Genomic DNA, 15,915 nt, shown 5'->3' with positions numbered 1-15,915 from the left:
TATGAACTGGCAAGGAATCCGCGCGATCTACCGCGCAGAAATGGCTCGCACGCGCCGCACGCTGATGCAGAGCATCATCGCGCCGGTGATCTCGACGTCGCTGTATTTCGTCGTGTTCGGCTCGGCGATCGGCTCGCGCATCAGCGACGTGAACGGCATCGGCTACGGGTCGTTCATCGTGCCGGGCCTCGTGATGCTGTCGCTGCTGTCGCAGAGCATCTCGAACGCGTCGTTCGGCATCTACTTCCCGCGCTTCACCGGCACGATCTACGAGATCCTGTCCGCGCCCGTGTCGTACTGGGAGATCGTGATCGCGTACGTCGGCGCGGCCGCGTCGAAGTCGATCCTGCTCGGCGTGATCATCCTCGCCACGGCCGGCCTGTTCGTGCCGCTGCACATCCTGCACCCGGTCTGGATGGTGCTGTTCCTGGTGCTGACGGCCGTCACGTTCAGCCTGTTCGGCTTCGTGATCGGCATCTGGGCCGACAGCTTCGAGAAGCTGCAGCTCGTGCCACTGCTGATCATCACGCCGCTCACGTTCCTCGGCGGCAGCTTCTATTCGGTCGACATGCTGCCGCCCGCGTGGCGCGTGGTCACGCTGTTCAATCCGATCGTCTACCTGATCAGCGGCTTCCGCTGGTCGTTCTACGGGATCGCCGACGTGCACGTGTGGATCAGCCTCGCCGCGACCGCGCTGTTCCTCGTGATCCTGCTCGCGATCGTCGCGTGGATGTTCCGCACCGGCTACAAACTGAAGAATTGACGCCGGCGAGCGTCGCGCGCGCCGCCCGACGATGACGCATTTGGGCAAGCAGGCGGCGCTTTTCCTCCGATGCGGCAGTTTGTGGTCGCGTCTACTGAATACGAAGCATCGGGGCCGTCGAGCATGCGCTGCGCGGCCCCTTTTTCATTTCAGAGGACGCCATGCCCACCGCCACCGCTCCCGCCTCCGCCGCCGCCCGGCTCGAACGCCTGCCGTTCTCCGGCTATCACAAGCGGATCTTCTTCATCATCGCGATCGCGTTCTTCTTCGACTCGGTCGATCTCGGCACGATGACGTTCGTGCTCGGCTCGATCCGCAAGGAGTTCGGGCTGTCGACGGCCGCCGCCGGCCTCGTCGCGAGCGCGAGCTTCTTCGGGATGGTGCTCGGCGCGGCCGTGGCCGGCCTGCTCGCCGACCGCTTCGGCCGCCGGCCCGTGTTCCAGTGGAGCATGGTGCTGTGGGGCGCCGCGTCGTACCTGTGCTCGACCGCGCAGAGCGTCGACGCGCTGATCGTCTACCGCGTGCTGCTCGGCATCGGGATGGGGATGGAGTTTCCGGTCGCGCAGACGCTGCTGTCCGAATTCGTGCCGACCGAGAAGCGCGGCCGCCTGATCGCGCTGATGGACGGCTTCTGGCCGCTCGGCTTCATCACGGCCGGCATCGTCGCGTATTTCGTGCTGCCGCAATTCGGCTGGCGGACCGTGTTCGCGCTGCTCGCGATTCCGGCCGTGTTCGTGCTGGTCGTGCGCCGCATCGTGCCGGAATCGCCGCGCTGGCTCGAACATGCGGGCCGGCACGCACAAGCCGACACGGTGATGCGGACGATCGAGGCGAAGGTGATGCGCTCGGCCGGCGTCACGACGCTGCCGCCGCCGTCGCGGCTCGCCGAGCCGGCCGCCGCGCGCGGCCACGGCGCGCTGCGCGAGATCTGGAGCGGCGTGTACCGCCGCCGCACGGTGATGGTGTGGCTGCTGTGGTTCTTCGCGCTGCTCGGCTTCTACGGCCTCACGTCGTGGCTCGGCGCGCTGCTGCAGCAGGCCGGCTTCGAAGTCACGAAATCGGTGTTCTACACGGTGCTGATCTCGCTCGGCGGCGTGCCCGGCTTCCTGTGCGCCGCGTGGCTCGTCGAGCGCTGGGGCCGCAAGCCGACCTGCATCGCGTCGCTGATCGGCGGCGGCGCGATGGCGTACGCGTACGGCCAGAGCGCACTGTACGGCGGCAGCACGACGCTGCTGATCGTCACGGGCCTCGCGATGCAGTTCTTCCTGTTCGGGATGTGGGCGGCGCTGTACACGTACACGCCCGAGCTGTACGGCACCGGCGCCCGCGCGACGGGTTCGGGCTTCGCGTCGGCGATCGGCCGGATCGGCTCGCTGATCGGGCCTTACGTGGTCGGCGTGGTGTTGCCGGTGTTCGGCCAGGGCGGCGTGTTCACGCTTGGCGCGCTGTCGTTCATCGCGGCGGCCATCGCCGTGTGGACGCTCGGGATCGAGACGAAGGGGCTCGCGCTGGAGCAACTGGCGGCAGGCGACGACGCGGGTGGCAGCGGGCGGTATCCGGCAGCGGCGGCGGACGAGGCGTCCTGATCGCCGGGTGGGTTTTCAGGCCGTTTCGAGGCGAATCCAGGTGCTCCTCGATCTCGACCTCATCCTGCCGATGTACGGCACGGCGATCGCGCATGACATTCCGCGCGTGCTCGCCGCGCGATCGTCCAGTACGAGGCCGCCGCCGCGTAAGCCGCGGCGGCGGTCATCCGGCACGGGTACAGCGGCGCCCGTCAGGCGTCGGCGACGACGAACTCTTCGGCCGCCTTGCGCTGGACCGCGGCCATCACGGCCAGTTCGCGCTTGCTGCGCGTGTCGCCGGACACGACGCCCGTCGCGTGCTTCGCCTTCGCGCCCAGCGGGAAAAAGACGAACGACGCGCCGGCCGGGGCCGCCGGCTCCGCGCGCAGGCGTTTGTTCAGGATTTTCAGGTACTTCTTCTTCGAGACTTCCTTAGCAGCCATGGCGCCCTCCGCGTACACGTGATGCGGATCAGCATACCAGTTTTGCCGATGCGCTCCGTGACAGCGGCCGCGGCGCACCGACTCCCTCGCGCGTGAAAATTTCTCGCCCGTGATGTCGATTCGCGTCGCCGTCGCGCGTCGTGTTGTCGTAACCGATCGTTTTGCCGTCGCACCGTCGGCAAGCGCCCTGTTCCCTTTCAAGGAGAGACGACAATGCGCGTCATGGTCATCGTCAAAGCCACCGCCGATTCCGAATCCGGTCGGCTGCCCGACACCGACATGCTGGCCGCGATGGGCCAGTTCAACGAGGCACTCGTGAAAGCCGGCATCCTGCTCGCCGCCGATGGGTTGCACCCGAGCAGCCGCGGCAAGCGCGTGCACTTTTCCGGCAGGAACCGCACGGTCGTCGACGGCCCGTTCGCCGAAACGAAGGAGCTCGTCGCCGGCTACTGGCTGTGGCAGGTGAAATCGATGGAGGAAGCCGTCGAATGGGTGAAGCGCTGCCCGAACCCGATGCCCGGCGACTCCGACATCGAGATCCGCCCGCTGTACGAACTCGAGGAATTCGGCGACGCGTTTACGCCCGAGCTTCAGGAGCAGGAAGCGCGCATCGTCGCGGAAATGGACGCGCGGCAGAAGCGCTGAGCGGGGCAAGCGGGCGGTGTGGGCGCGGTCCGCGGGGTGCCAAAGCGGACCACGCGCTCGCACGCTGCGCCGGTTTCGACACGATCGCCGGCTGCGGGCACCTGGTCGCGGCCGAGCGGCCCGATGCGTTGCGCGCCGCCATCGCGCGCATCGTATGCAAGCCGTCCGCCTGACAACCCGTAGGGTTCGCCGAAATATGGTTGAAAGGCGCGATTGCTAAAGTCGTCGGAACAGGGTTTTCCCGGCCCCGCCCCGGACTGGAACGACACATGCAAGGATCGATGCGCCTGGCACGTACCTTCTGGCTGCTACTGCTGCTCGCCGTCACGAGCCCTGCGTTCGCCTTTCATGCGCGGGTCGTCGCGATTCCGAGCGCCGCGATGAACGAAACGCTGAAGGCCACCATGGTGCTGCCCGACGATTACGCGCGCGACAACCATGGCGAACGTTACCCCGTCGTCTATCTGCTGCACGGCTCCGGCGGCGACCATACCGACTGGACGTCGAACACGCACATCGCCGCGCTGGCCGACCGCTATCGCGTGATCCTCGTGATGCCCGACGGCGGACATGAAAGCTGGTACATCGACAGCCCGTTCGATTCGGGCAGCCGCTACGAGACCTTCGTCGGCGATGAAGTCGTGTCCTATGTCGACCTGCATTTCCGCACGATCGCCGCCCAGCACGCGCGCGCGATCACCGGGCTCAGCATGGGCGGCTTCGGCGCACTGCGCATCGCGCTCGACCGGCCCGACACGTTCGGCGCGGTGGGCAGCATCAGCGGCGCGGTCGATCCGCGCTGCTGCACGGACGAGCCGGGGATCGCACACGTGTTCGGCGATCCCGATCGCCATCCGTCGTTCTGGAACCGCAACGTGATCGTCGAAAACGCGCGGGCATTCGTGCGCGCCCATCTCGACCTGACGATCGATTGCGGCCGCGACGACGCATTTGTCGACTCGAACCGCACGCTGCACGAACGGCTCGTCGCGCTCGGCGTGCCGCACGACTATGCGGAGCGGCCGGGCGGCCATACGTGGGATTACTGGGCGAATGCGATCCGCTACCAGATGCGGTTCTTCGCGACGTCGTTCCAGCATCGCGGCTACGCGTACCGTGCCGCGCCGCCTGCACCGGCTATGACGCGCGCGGGCTGACGCACGAAAAAGAGAAACGACGAAGCCGTCAGTTGCCGTGCGTGGTGTCCGCGCCGACGACGCGATCGAAGAATTCCTGCGCACGCGCCAGCTCGTCGAGCGCGCGATCGAGACGCGACATCGCGCGTGCGTATTCGGCCGACGAGCCGTCGTCGTCGCTTTCGCCGCGCACCGCGCGAAACGCCTGATCGACGTTGCGCGTCGCTTCGACGAAGCGTTGTGCGGCCCGGGCTTCCGGCGAACAGATGTGGGTCGACATCGACACTCCTCCGTCAGGATTGCAGTGTGAAGCACGCCGACGCTCAGTGTGCGTGGTACGCATGTCGGCGACGTGAACCACGACCCGTCGCGTGTCGACGCATCGGCCGCCGCACCGCGCGCTTCGTGCCGATTGTCGCTCCGCGCTCGCCGATCCGCTACGGCGAGATTGCAACAAATTCTTGCGCGAACGGCGTCGCGCCCGGCGTCACGCGCGCCCGATGCGCGGATGCGCGAGCCCGGCGAACGCGGCCGCCTCGCCCGGCGACAGGTCGAACAGATCGCCGGTGAGATCGCGGGGATGCTCGGCCGCCGGCCGGTTGCGCAGGCGCGCGACATGCGTGGGCGCCACGTACGCGGCCGCCGTTTCGAGCGGCGGCACGTCGAACAGATCGCGCGTGACGCCGCGCACGGCGTCGGTCGGCGAACGGCCGCGCAAGCGCGCGACCAGCTCGACGAAGCGATCGAAATCGCCCGCGCGCGTGGCCTTGTTCACTTCCGCGAGATCGCGCGCCTTCAGCACGCATGGCTGCGCGAGCCGCACGAAATACGGTGCCTCGAGCTCGACCGACAGCGCGAGCGGATAGCTCTTGCCCGTCTGCTCCTTCGCACGCCCGATGCAGTCGACCACGGCCGCGCCCTGCGCGGCGCCCAGCGGCCTGCCCGTGCTCACGCTGCGCAGATGGTCGGGAAACACGCGCAACTGCGTACCGACCGTCAGCGCGGTGGACGACGCGCACACGAGCGCGTAATGCTGCTCGCGACGCCGGCCCGACGGCAACGTCGAGCGGCTGGCGATGAACGTGTGCGGCGGCAACGGCCGCACCTGACCGCTTGCGTCGACCCACGCATTCCACAGCAGCGCGTCCTTGCGCTCGCCCGCGCGCGGACGCGACGCGACCGGCGAAAACAATGCGAGCAGCGAACCCGTGCGATGCGCGGCGACTTGCGCGCTGCTGCCGAGCGGCTGGTTGATGCCCCACAGAAAACGCCCGCCGCCGAGCCGGCGCTCCCATTCCTTGCGGAGCACGACGGTCGGCAATTCCTCGCCGGATTCGGCGCCGATCTTGGTCCAGCAGAACGTGGGTGGGAGGTGTTTCAGTGTCATCAACTTTCTCGGGGATACAGCCTCGCTGCTGACAGCAAGCCCATTCAACAGCCGTAACTGTATAGGTATAATGCATCGCATGGAAGCCCCGGACCAAGATTTTCCCGTTCAAGACCTGTTGCGCCGCTTGATGGCAGACACACGCTCGTCAAGCGAAATCGCACGACTTTCCGGGGTCAGCCAGCCAACCGTGTCGCGCCTTCGGCTGTCGAACGGGCGCCGGCTGCGCCGCAGCGCGCCATTCAACAAGCTATGCAGTTTCTATGGTGTCGACACCGAGCCGTCGCGGCGCCGGTACAACGACCTGCTGCGCGACGCGATCGTCGACGCGTGGGACGGGTCGGACGAGCACGGACGCGCGCTGCTGGTTGTGATTCAGGGGCTGAAGGGTTTGCAGGCGAAGGCGGACGACGGGTGATGTCGCCAACGTGCCCGGTCATTCATCGGGATTGAACGGGATCGGCGCGCGCGCCCGCATCGGCGACGGCACGCCGTTTTCTACGTGTGTAGCGCAGCGGCTCGCCAGCGCCGCATCGCGCGCGGCAGCATCGAGGCGCGGATAGCCGCTGCCGGTCACGACACGCGCGGCGACCACCCGGCCGGCCGCATCGGTTTCCAGTTCGACGAGCGCGGTGCCGTGCTCGCCCGTGCCGTCGTCCTGGCGGCGCCCGTCAGCCGTCGCACGCCGCGCCGCATTGCGCGAGCGAATTGTCCTTACTGCGGAAAACCAGCGGCTGTTCGTCGCGCGGCGCACTACGTCGCGCGAACTGCACGGCCTGTTCGACCTGCCCGTGATGGGCGGACTTCGCGCACACCGGATCGGCTTCCCGCGGATCGCCGGCCAGCAGGTACGCCTGACACCGGCAACCGCCGTGATCCGCATGCCGCTCGTCGCACGTGCGACACGGCTCGCACATCCAGTCGTCGCCGCGAAATGCATTGAACGCATCGCTGTCGTACCAGATGTCCCGCAGCGACCGGTCGCGCACGTTCGGCAGCGCGAGCCCCGGCAGCGACCGCGCGGCATGGCACGGCAGCGCGGTGCCGTCCGGCGCGACGCCGAGGAACACCGAGCCCCAGCCGTTCATGCATGCCTTCGGGCGCTGCTCGAAATAGTCCGGCACGACGAACAGGATCTTGCAGCGCTCGCCGACCAGCTTGCGATAGCGGTTGACCGTTTCCTCGGCCTCGCGCACCTGCTCCACGGTCGGCATCAGTTGGTCGCGATTGAGCATCGCCCAGCCGTAGTACTGCGTGTTCGCGAGTTCCAGGTAATCGGCGCCGAGGTCGAGCGCCATCTCGATGATCTGCCCCACGTGCGGCAGGTTGTAGCGATGCAGCACGCAGTTGAGCACCATCGGGTAGCCGTGCGCCTTGATCAGCCGCGCGACGTCGCGCTTCAGTCCGAACGTGCGCGTGCTGGTCAGGAAATCGTTCAGCTCGCGCGTCGAATCCTGCAGCGACAACTGGATGTGGTCGAGCCCGGCCGCCTTGAGCCGCTCGATGCGCGCGACGTTCAGCCCGATGCCCGACGTGATCAGGTTCGTATAGAAGCCGAGCCCGCGCGCATGCGCGACGAGCGTCTCGAGGTCGCCGCGCTGCAGCGGCTCGCCGCCCGAGAAGCCGATTTGCGCGGCGCCGAGCGCGCGTGCATCGCTGATGACCGTGCGCCACGTGTCGGTGTCGAGTTCCGCGCCGTGCGTCGCGAAGTCGACCGGGTTGTAGCAGAACGCGCAGTGCAGCGGGCAGCGGTACGTGAGTTCCGCGAGCAGCCACAGCGGCGCGGACGGACGGGGCGTGTCGGGTGTCATGTCAGTCCAGCCAGCCGCGCAGTCGCGCATGATCGAGGAAACGGTAGACGTCGGTCGCGAGATCCGATTGCATGAACAGGCGCTCGAGCTCGCCGATGATGTCGTCCAGTTCGCGCGTGCCGTCGCAGCGCGCGAGAATCTCGCCGGCGCTCGGGTTGAGCTTGACCATGCCCTCCGGATAGAGCAGCACGTACGCATCCTGGGCCGCCTCCCATTGCAGGCGGTACATGCCCCTGAGGCAGGGGCGCAGCGGCACGCCGCTGGCGGCTTCGATCGCGTTCATAACGGGTAGGCCTTTTCGACGGCGTCGAGCATCGACCACAGGATGTCGAGCTTGAATTGCAGAATGCCGAGCGCGTGCTGCTGCGCGTCCGGTGTCGTGAAATGCTGCAGCGTGACCGCGAGCCCATGCTCGACGTCGCGCTGCGCGAGCGGCACGCGGCTGCGAAAGTAATGCAGCCCGGCCGGCTCGATCCACGGGTAATGCGACGGCCAGCCCGCGAGCCGGTCGAGATGGATCTGCGGCGCGAACATCTCGGTCAGCGACGAGCACACCGCTTCCTGCCACGGCGCGCGCCGCGCGAAGTTCACATACGCATCCACCGCGAAACGCACGCCGGGCAGCACGTGTTCGAGCGACCACAGCTCGTCGCGCGTCAGGCCGCATGCCTCGCCGAGCCGCACCCACGCCTCGATGCCGCCTTCGTTGTCGCCCTGCCCGTCGTGGTCGATCAGCCGCTGGATCCAGCGGCGCCGCGTTTCGCGATCGGGGCAGTTCGACAGGATCGCCGCATCCTTGAGCGGGATGCAGATCTGGTAATAGAAGCGGTTCGCGACCCAGCCGCGGATCTGCGTGGGCGAACAGGCGCCGCTGTTGAGCCGCCGGTTGAACGGATGATGAATGTGATAGCGCGATTCGAGCGCACGCAGGCGCGCCTCGAATTCGGTCGCGGTCCAGGGCGTCGCGTGCAACGCCGTAGCGGGGATCGGTGCGTTCATCGTCAGACCTGGAATTGCATGCCGTCGTGCGCGACGTCGATGCCGTGCGCGCGCAGGTGCGCGTGCTCGACGGAATGCGGATCGAGAATCGGGTTCGTGTTGTTGATGTGCGTGAGCACCTTGCGCGTGCGCGCGGGCAGCGTGTCGAGCCAGTCGATCATGCCGGGCCGCCCGGGTTCCGCGCACTGCGCGAGATGCCCCATGTCGGCCGCGTGCTTGCCCGACAGGCCGAGATCGATCATCTCGGTGCCGGTCCAGAACGTGCCGTCCACCAGCACGAGATCGGCGCCGTCCATGGCCGCACGTACCTCGTCGGTGACCGACGCGAGCCCCGGCGCATAGAACGCGCGCCGCCCGCTCGCGACGTCTTCGATCGACAGCGCGATGTTGTCGCCGGGCGCGGCCGACGCGCGTCGCGGCGAATAAGGCGGCGGCTTGCTGTCGACGGCGAGCGCGGTGAAACGGATCCCGCTCGCGGCCGGCACCGCGAACGGCTCGCCGGGCACGATCGTGTGCGCGGCCACGCCGCAGTAATGGCCGAGCAGCGGCACGAGCGGCAAGCCGGTCGACAGGTCGTCGAGCACCGGCGCGCTCGCGTAGAGCGGCAGCGGCGTCGAACGCTCGCGCAGCATCAGCAGGCCCGTCACGTGATCGATCTGCGCGTCGCACAGCACGACGGCGGCGATGCCGCTGTCGCGAATCGCGCGCGCCGGTTGCAGGTCCGGATCCGCGCGCAACTGGGAAAGGATGTCGGGCGACGCGTTGACGAGGACCCAGTCGACGCCGTCGTCGCTGACCGCGATCGACGACTGCGTGCGCGGCAGCACATGGCCGCTTCCGCTGCGCGCACGGCGGCAGTTCGCGCAATTGCAGTTCCATTGCGGCAGCCCGCCGCCGGCTCCCGAGCCGAGTATCTTGATCTTCATGGCGTCAGCTCCCGAGGCCGCCCGCGCCGATCACGGCGAAACGGGCGGCACGCACGGCGATCAGCGGTTGGCGATGTACATCGTGATTTCGAAGCCGAAGCGCAGGTCGGTGTAAGACGGTGTCGTCCACTGCATGGTGTGTCTCCTGTCTGAATTGATGAGTCGATGAGTCGATGCGTTGCTGGATGAATCGAACGACCGCGGCAATCGAGCGGTCGGTTTCTATTCAGCAAGGAGCGTGCCGAAGCCGCTTTTCGGCGGCCCGGCGGCGGTAGACGGCCATCATCCGGGCATCGCGGCGAAATCCTTACGAATAGCCGACACGATTCGCGCGAATGCGGTCCGCCACCCCGGCGGAACGCTGTCCGCGCGTGGTCACAGGTGTTGAATCGTTGAACACCGGTGTTGCAACTTGACACACCGGCTGTGACAGGTCGCGCACAGCGCGACGAGCGCGTCAGCTTTCGTCGGACGGCTGGCGCCCCGCGTCGGCGGCCGGCATCTTCCGGTAGATCGTGTTGCGCGAGACGCCGAGCGCGCGCGCCGCGGCGGACACATTGCCGCCGTGACGGGCCAGCGCGGCGGCGATCGCGGACGCGGCGACGTCCTGCAGGCGCGCATCGACGGAAGGCAACGCGTCCGCGGCGCCCGGCCCGGCCCCGGTGCTCGCCGCGGCGGGCGAATCGGGCGTGGCCGGCACGGCCTGCCCGGTCTGCACGGCATCGCCGCACCGCAGGTCATCGAAGAAGTCGTCCGGCAGGTGCTCGCGCCGGATTTCGCCATCGTCGTCGACCATGGCCGCCGCCGTGCGCAGCAGGTTGCCGAGCTGGCGGAAGTTGCCCGGCCACGTGCAGCGCACGAACAACTCCATCACGTCCGGCGCGACGGACAGCGGCGGCCCGCCCGGCCCCGCGAACGCCTCGCGTTGCAGCATCTTCTGCACGACGACCGCGAGATCCGTGCGGTCGCGCAACGGCGGCAGGCGCACCACGAGGCCGTTCAGCCGGTAGTAGAGATCCTCGCGGAAACGGTTCTGCGCGATCATCTCGCGCAAGTCGCGGTGCGTCGCGCAGATGATCGCGATGTCCACGGCAATCGTCTTCGTCGACCCGAGCGGGTTCACGAGGCGCTCCTGCAGCACGCGCAGCAGCCGCACCTGCAGCGGATACGGCATGTCGCCGATTTCGTCGAGGAACAGCGTGCCGCCGTTCGCCTGCAGCAGCTTGCCGATCGCCCCCTTGCGACGCGCGCCGGTGAACGCGCCTTCCTCGTAGCCGAACAGCTCGGACTCGATCAGCGTCTCCGGAATCGACGCGCAGTTGACCGCGACGAACGGCGCGTCGCGCCGCGGCGAGTCGTTGTGGATCGCCTGCGCGAGCAGTTCCTTGCCGGTGCCGGTCTCGCCGGTGATCAGGATCGGGATGTCCTTGCCGATCACCTTGCGGACCTTCGCGATCACGCACGCGACCTGCGCATCGCCGGTGTCGAGATAGTTGAGCCGCGACAGGCCGGCCGACGTGCCGGCCGCCGGCGCGGGCACCGCGTTCGCGCGCGCGGCCGGCGCGCCCGCGTCGTGGACGTCCGTCGGCCGGCTGCCTTCGGCGAGCGTCGCGCGGCGGAAGTGCACGCGCGCGCAGACCACCGCGCCGTTGCCGAGATTGAGCATCAGGTGCCGGTCGGTGCTCGCGCGCATGCGGTCGATCAGCTGCGCACTGGTGATGTCGAACAGCGACGACAGCGTGTGCGCCCGCAGAGCCGAGAGCGGCATGCCGAGCTGGAACTGCGCGCTGCGATTGGCGGACAGGAAGCGCCCGTCGGCGGTGAACGCGACGATCCCCTCCATCAGCGTGCCGAGGAACTCGGGGCGGCCATGGAACGACACCTGCAGCGTTTCCTGAAAGGTCGTCGTAAACAGATGATTCTCGATCATCTGCACCGACATCTTCGCGAGCGCCATCGTGTGCTGGTGATAGCTGCGGTGGTCGCCCGTCACGTCGAGCACGCCGATCGCGTCGCCGTACGGATCGAGGATCGGCACGCTCGAACAGGTCAGGAAGCGGTTCGCGGCCAGAAAGTGCTGGTCGCCGTGGACGACCATCGGGCACAGCTCGGCCAGCGCCGTGCCGATCGCGTTGGTGCCCTGCCGGCTCTCCGCCCAGTTCGCGCCCGGGCGCAGCGCGACCTTCTCCGCGCGGCGCAGGAAATCGTCGTCGCCGATCGAATGCAGGATCAGCCCTTCCGCATCGGTCAGCACGATCATGCTCTGCGTGTTGACGATCTGCTCGTGCAGCGTTTCCATCACCGGCATCGCGTGCACGCACAGCACCCGGCTCTGCTCGCGCTTGAGCACCAGCGCCGCGTTCGACAGCACGTCGTAGTCGGGTCGTGCCGACACCTGGAGGCCGAACGTCTCCGAGCGCTCGTGGGCCTTCTGGATCGACGGCGCGGGCCAGCCAGCGGGATGCGCGGCCCGTGACCCGGCCGCCTGCTCTACGTCATCGCGCATTGTCTCCTCCGGGGGATCCTTCCGGTCAACTGCCGGACTCTTTGCCGTCATTGCAAGCAAGCATCGGGCCACGCCGGCGCCGCGCGATAAACTGAAAGGATGATGTAATGAATCATCCGGGCGCGGCCGGGTGTGTCGTGTCGCGTCGCGCGACGGGCAGGCCTCCGTGATACCGCGAATTCCCGACGCGTGACTACCCGTGCGAATCCCGATCCTCGCGGCTGGCGCGTTTCTGGCTTGATCGTAGAAACCATCCGGCCGCTGCCCGGCCACGTGACGGTTGCCTTCCGATTCCGCCCGAACCCTATCGACATGACGCGTCGCCCGATTCGATCCACGCCGTCGCCTGCCATGCGGGCCTTGCCCGACGCATCGACGTCACCGCCCACGCCCGTTCGCCGACACCTGCACCGGGACGCGCAATCGATCGCGTTCGCCGTGGCCGGCGCCGCGCAAGGCCATCCGGTCGTCGTGCTGCACGGCGGACCCGGCAGCGGCAGCCAGGCCGGCATCCTGCGGCTGTTCGACCTTGCCCGCGTGCGCGTCGTGCTCGTCGACCAGCGCGGCGCGGGCGCGTCGACACCGCGCGGCGGCACGCGTCACAACACCACCGCGCGGCTGATCGCGGATGTCGAAGCGGTGCGCGAGCAGCTCGGCATTGCACGCTGGGGCGTCGTCGGCGGATCGTGGGGCGCCGCGCTCGCGCTTGCGTATGCGGGCACGCATCCGGAACGGGTAACGGGCGTCGTGCTGCGCGGCCTGTTCCTGACGTCGCCACGCGAAGTCCGCGGACTCTTCGTGACGTCCCGCATCCGTGCGCCGCGCGAATGGCGGCGCCTGCATACCGCGGCAGGCGGCGGCCGGCCGGAGCGCCTGCTGTCGCGCTGCGCTGCCGGGCTGCGCCCCGGCGCGAGCGCAGCCCGGCAGCGCGCGGTCGCGCTCGCGTGGCACGCATACGAAAACGCGATCCTCGCGTTGGCACGCACCCGCCGCTCGCCCATGCGTCCGATCCAGTCGAACCAGACCGTCGGCCGGCTGATCGACAAATACCGGATCCAGGCGCACTACCTGCAACGCGATTGCTGGCTCGGCGAGCGCCGCGTGCTCGCGCTCGCGCGACGGGCCGCACTGGCCCATGTGCCGCTGTTCGCCGCGCACGGGATGGACGATCCCGTTTGCCCGGTCGGCAACGTCGAGCGCCTCGCGCGCGCGGTGCCCGAAGCGGAAATCGAACGCGTGAAGGCCGGGCATCTGGCAAGCGATCCCGCATTGGCGCGCAGCGTCGCCCGCGCCGTGAACGCGATGTTCGCGACGGTGCCGTTCACGTGACGACCCCGCGCTCGTTCGTGTCGCGACGGGACCGCACACGCAGCCGCATCGCGCTCAATCCCACGCATAGCGCATACCGGCCCACGCGCCACGCGGTGCGCCCGGCCCGACGAACGGCTCGTTCACCGGATTGGCGCCGTCGAACGTATGGTTCGGCCCGTTGAAGAAATTCTGGCCGAGTGCGCCGAAGCTCGCGTAGCGCTTGTCGAACAGATTCGTCACGCTCGCGAACACCTCGAAGCGCTTCGTGACCCGGTAACGCATGTCGAGATCGACCAGCACGTAGCCGGCGATCCGGCCGTTCACGTCGCCGTTGTTCTCGTCGCCGCGCGCGTACACGCCGCTGCGCCACACAACATTCGCACCGATGTCCCACGCGGACGTCGCCGCGTAGTCGAGTCGCAGTTTCACCGTATGCGCGGGAATGCCGGGGATGCGGTCGCCCGGCTTGACCGTCACGTTGCCGTTCGCGTCGGCCGCCGAATTCGCGGGGCTGTGTTCGGTCCACGACGATCGGTAGGTCGCATCGACATGGCTGTACGACAGCCCGACACGGAGCGGGCCGAACCGCGTGCGGCCGGCGAGCTCGATCCCCTGCCGCCGCGTATCGCCGACGTTGCGGAAGTAGCCTTGCGCGCTGGCCGGGCTGCTGATGAACTGGATGTCGTCGGCCAGCGTCGTGCGGTAGGCCGCGGCGCTCCAGGTCGTCGCCGCGCCGATGCGGCCGCGCACGCCGGCTTCGAACGTCTTCGAGATCACCGGCTTGAGCGCCGGGTCGGCGATGAAGTCGTTCGGCAGCGAACACGGCGCGGCCGGGTCCGCGCACGCGAGTTCGATCGCGGTCGGCGAACGCATGCCTTCGTTGTAGGCCGCATACGCGGTGAAGCCCGCGACCGGGTTCCAGTTGAGCCCGACCGCCGGGTTGAAGCGCGAGAACACATGGGTGCCGTCGAGTAGCGGCTGCACGCCGCTCTCGTCGCCGATCTGCGCTTTCGACCAGTCGTAGCGGCCCGACAGCGTCAGCGTCCAGTGCGGCGTCAGCGACAGCGCGTCGCTCACGTACACGCCGACATTCGCGTTGCGCGTCTTCGCGCTGGTCTGCGGGACGAAATCGCCGATGCCGATCGCCGCGCGCGCGTCGGTGAAAGACGCGTCCTGCGATGAGGCAACATAGCTCGAGTTCGCGACATCGGCCGAGACGCCCGCGACCAGCCGGTTCGCCATCCCGCCGAGCTTGCCGAGCAGCGTGAGCTGCACGCTGCCGCCGTAGCTGTCGGTGACGATCGTCGAGCGCGCGTTGCTGCCCTGCATCGTGTCGACCGTGCCGTCGTCGTCCATCGATCCGTAATCCGTATTGTTGTTGCTGCTCGTGTTGGTGTTGCGCAGGTGCCGGTAGTACGCATTGCCGCTCAGCTCGACGTTTTCCCCGAAAAAGCGCTCGCCCGACAGCGTCAGATAGCCGGCGCTGTTGCGGTTCCGGTCCGGATACGTATAGGCCTGCTTCCGGTTGTCGAGGAACGAGCGCGGGATCGTCTGGGTGCCGGACAGCGTGTTGTCCGCGCCGCCTGCGGCGATCGACAGCGTCGTGTCCGCATCGGTGTAGCGCAGCTTGCCGAACGCCTGCCGCACGCGGCTCGCGTTATGGTCGGCCCAGCCGCCGTCGTTCGCGACGTTCGCGCTCGCGTAGTAGTCGAGGTTCGGCCCGATCGTGCCGCCCTGCTCGATGCTCGCGGTCTTGCGGCCCCACGCGCCGCCCGACACCTCCGCTTCGCCGCCCGGGCTCGACCTGCCGTTCTTCGTCGTGATCGCGAGCGCACCGCCGAGCGTGTTGAGCCCGTACACCGGGTTGGAGCCCGGAATCAGCTGCACGCGGTCGATCGCCTGCGTGGGCAGGATGTCCCAGTTCACGACGTCGCCGAACGGCTCGTTCACGCGCACGCCGTCGACGAACACCGACAGCCCCTGCGGCGTGCCGAGCAGCGGCGACGCGGTGAAGCCGCGATAGTTGACGTCCGTCTGGTACGGGTTGCCCTGCGCGTCCGAGATCGTCACGCTCTGCAGGTTCGCCGCGAAGAAATCGGCGAGCGTCGCGCGGTGCTGCGCGTCGAGTTCCGCCGCGCGCACCGTCTGCACGTTCGCCGGCACCTCCGACAACGGCGTGCCGATCCCGAGCAGCGGCGTCGTGCCGACGACGACCACCGCGGGCAGCACGATGGCCGGCTCGGGCGGCGCGATCGCGCTGCCGTCGGCCTGCTGCTGCGCGCGCACGCTGCCGGGCGGCAGGCCGAACAGCGCCAGCGCGCCGACGGTCGTGCCGATGCATCGCGCACGCCGGCCGCGCCGCGTCGCGCCGGCGCGCGCGGCGGCCTTTGGTCTCCTGATCATTCCGTTGTCTCCGCACTTGT

The 15,915-nt window shown here is 68.4% G+C and carries 16 protein-coding genes and 1 pseudogene; 7 read left to right on the top strand and 10 right to left on the bottom strand.

Annotated features, from left to right (window positions below):
- The first annotated feature begins 1 nt into the window (after position 1).
- Both HWX55_RS00745 and HWX55_RS00740 read left to right on the top strand, forming a co-directional pair.
- Positions 2-763, top strand: coding sequence for an ABC transporter permease (locus HWX55_RS00745; RefSeq protein WP_175973177.1), 762 nt, complete (start codon positions 2-4; stop codon positions 761-763).
- A gap of 161 nt (positions 764-924) precedes the next feature.
- A complete protein-coding gene (locus tag HWX55_RS00740; RefSeq protein WP_175973174.1) occupies positions 925-2,349 on the top strand; it encodes an MFS transporter in 1,425 nt (474 codons plus the stop codon).
- Between the two features lie 191 nt (positions 2,350-2,540).
- Here the strand turns inward: HWX55_RS00740 and HWX55_RS00735 are convergent, their stop codons facing one another.
- Positions 2,541-2,771, bottom strand: coding sequence for a hypothetical protein (locus HWX55_RS00735; RefSeq protein WP_050012270.1), 231 nt, complete (start codon positions 2,769-2,771; stop codon positions 2,541-2,543).
- A 213-nt stretch (positions 2,772-2,984) separates the two neighbouring features.
- Here HWX55_RS00735 and HWX55_RS00730 point away from each other — a divergent pair, with 213 nt between their 5' ends.
- The 3 genes and pseudogenes from HWX55_RS00730 (at position 2,985) to HWX55_RS00725 (ending at position 4,573) form a co-directional block, all read left to right on the top strand.
- Positions 2,985-3,416, top strand: coding sequence for a YciI family protein (locus HWX55_RS00730; RefSeq protein ID WP_175973172.1), 432 nt, complete (start codon positions 2,985-2,987; stop codon positions 3,414-3,416).
- Positions 3,417-3,463: 47 nt separating this feature from the next.
- Positions 3,464-3,589: pseudogene (locus tag HWX55_RS36400) on the top strand (alpha/beta hydrolase); the annotation flags it as partial.
- 108 nt (positions 3,590-3,697) lie between these two features.
- Positions 3,698-4,573, top strand: coding sequence for an alpha/beta hydrolase family protein (locus HWX55_RS00725; RefSeq protein WP_175973538.1), 876 nt, complete (start codon positions 3,698-3,700; stop codon positions 4,571-4,573).
- A 28-nt stretch (positions 4,574-4,601) separates the two neighbouring features.
- On the opposite strand, the gene HWX55_RS00720 is transcribed toward HWX55_RS00725, so the two are convergent.
- Positions 4,602-4,832: a hypothetical protein gene (locus HWX55_RS00720; protein ID WP_050012266.1), complete on the bottom strand. Its 231-nt coding sequence runs from the start codon at positions 4,830-4,832 to the stop codon at positions 4,602-4,604.
- A gap of 207 nt (positions 4,833-5,039) precedes the next feature.
- Positions 5,040-5,939, bottom strand: a complete 900-nt coding sequence (locus HWX55_RS00715) for a hypothetical protein (RefSeq protein WP_050012265.1) — start codon at positions 5,937-5,939, stop codon at positions 5,040-5,042.
- Positions 5,940-6,018: 79 nt separating this feature from the next.
- Between HWX55_RS00715 and HWX55_RS00710 the strand changes: the two genes are divergently transcribed.
- Positions 6,019-6,357, top strand: a complete 339-nt coding sequence (locus HWX55_RS00710; protein ID WP_050012264.1) for a helix-turn-helix transcriptional regulator — start codon at positions 6,019-6,021, stop codon at positions 6,355-6,357.
- Between the two features lie 253 nt (positions 6,358-6,610).
- On the opposite strand, the gene pqqE is transcribed toward HWX55_RS00710, so the two are convergent.
- The 6 genes from pqqE to HWX55_RS00675 form a co-directional block, all read right to left on the bottom strand.
- The gene (gene pqqE, locus HWX55_RS00700; protein WP_175973168.1) at positions 6,611-7,750 is read right to left on the bottom strand and encodes a pyrroloquinoline quinone biosynthesis protein PqqE; all 1,140 of its coding nucleotides are present in this window, start codon (positions 7,748-7,750) and stop codon (positions 6,611-6,613) included.
- 1 nt (position 7,751) lies between these two features.
- A complete protein-coding gene (gene pqqD / locus HWX55_RS00695) occupies positions 7,752-8,033 on the bottom strand; it encodes a pyrroloquinoline quinone biosynthesis peptide chaperone PqqD (RefSeq protein WP_006480620.1) in 282 nt (93 codons plus the stop codon).
- Positions 8,030-8,749, bottom strand: a complete 720-nt coding sequence (gene pqqC, locus HWX55_RS00690) for a pyrroloquinoline-quinone synthase PqqC (RefSeq protein ID WP_175973166.1) — start codon at positions 8,747-8,749, stop codon at positions 8,030-8,032. Before pqqC ends, pqqD begins: the two co-directional genes overlap by 4 nt.
- Positions 8,750-8,751: 2 nt before the next feature.
- Positions 8,752-9,675 carry a pyrroloquinoline quinone biosynthesis protein PqqB gene (pqqB, locus tag HWX55_RS00685; RefSeq protein WP_089492683.1) on the bottom strand — a complete coding sequence of 308 codons (924 nt, stop codon included), beginning with the start codon at positions 9,673-9,675 and terminating at the stop codon, positions 8,752-8,754.
- A 60-nt stretch (positions 9,676-9,735) separates the two neighbouring features.
- Entirely contained in the window at positions 9,736-9,810 is a 75-nt protein-coding gene (gene pqqA, locus HWX55_RS00680) for a pyrroloquinoline quinone precursor peptide PqqA (RefSeq protein WP_006485436.1), read from the bottom strand.
- Positions 9,811-10,132: 322 nt separating this feature from the next.
- The gene (locus HWX55_RS00675) at positions 10,133-12,181 is read right to left on the bottom strand and encodes a sigma-54-dependent Fis family transcriptional regulator (RefSeq protein ID WP_175973164.1); all 2,049 of its coding nucleotides are present in this window, start codon (positions 12,179-12,181) and stop codon (positions 10,133-10,135) included.
- 351 nt (positions 12,182-12,532) lie between these two features.
- Here HWX55_RS00675 and HWX55_RS00670 point away from each other — a divergent pair, with 351 nt between their 5' ends.
- Positions 12,533-13,510 (top strand): alpha/beta fold hydrolase, encoded by a 978-nt coding sequence (locus HWX55_RS00670; protein ID WP_244140458.1) that lies wholly within the window; start codon positions 12,533-12,535, stop codon positions 13,508-13,510.
- A gap of 54 nt (positions 13,511-13,564) precedes the next feature.
- On the opposite strand, the gene HWX55_RS00665 is transcribed toward HWX55_RS00670, so the two are convergent.
- Positions 13,565-15,895: a TonB-dependent receptor gene (locus tag HWX55_RS00665; protein ID WP_175973160.1), complete on the bottom strand. Its 2,331-nt coding sequence runs from the start codon at positions 15,893-15,895 to the stop codon at positions 13,565-13,567.
- Positions 15,896-15,915 lie beyond the last annotated feature (20 nt).

It is taken from the genome of Burkholderia sp. BCC1047, from assembly GCF_902833155.1.
GTDB classification, from domain to species: Bacteria; Pseudomonadota; Gammaproteobacteria; order Burkholderiales; family Burkholderiaceae; genus Burkholderia; species Burkholderia sola.
The sequence above is the reverse complement of the archived record's forward strand: the minus strand, read 5'-3'. Positions and strand labels throughout refer to the sequence as shown.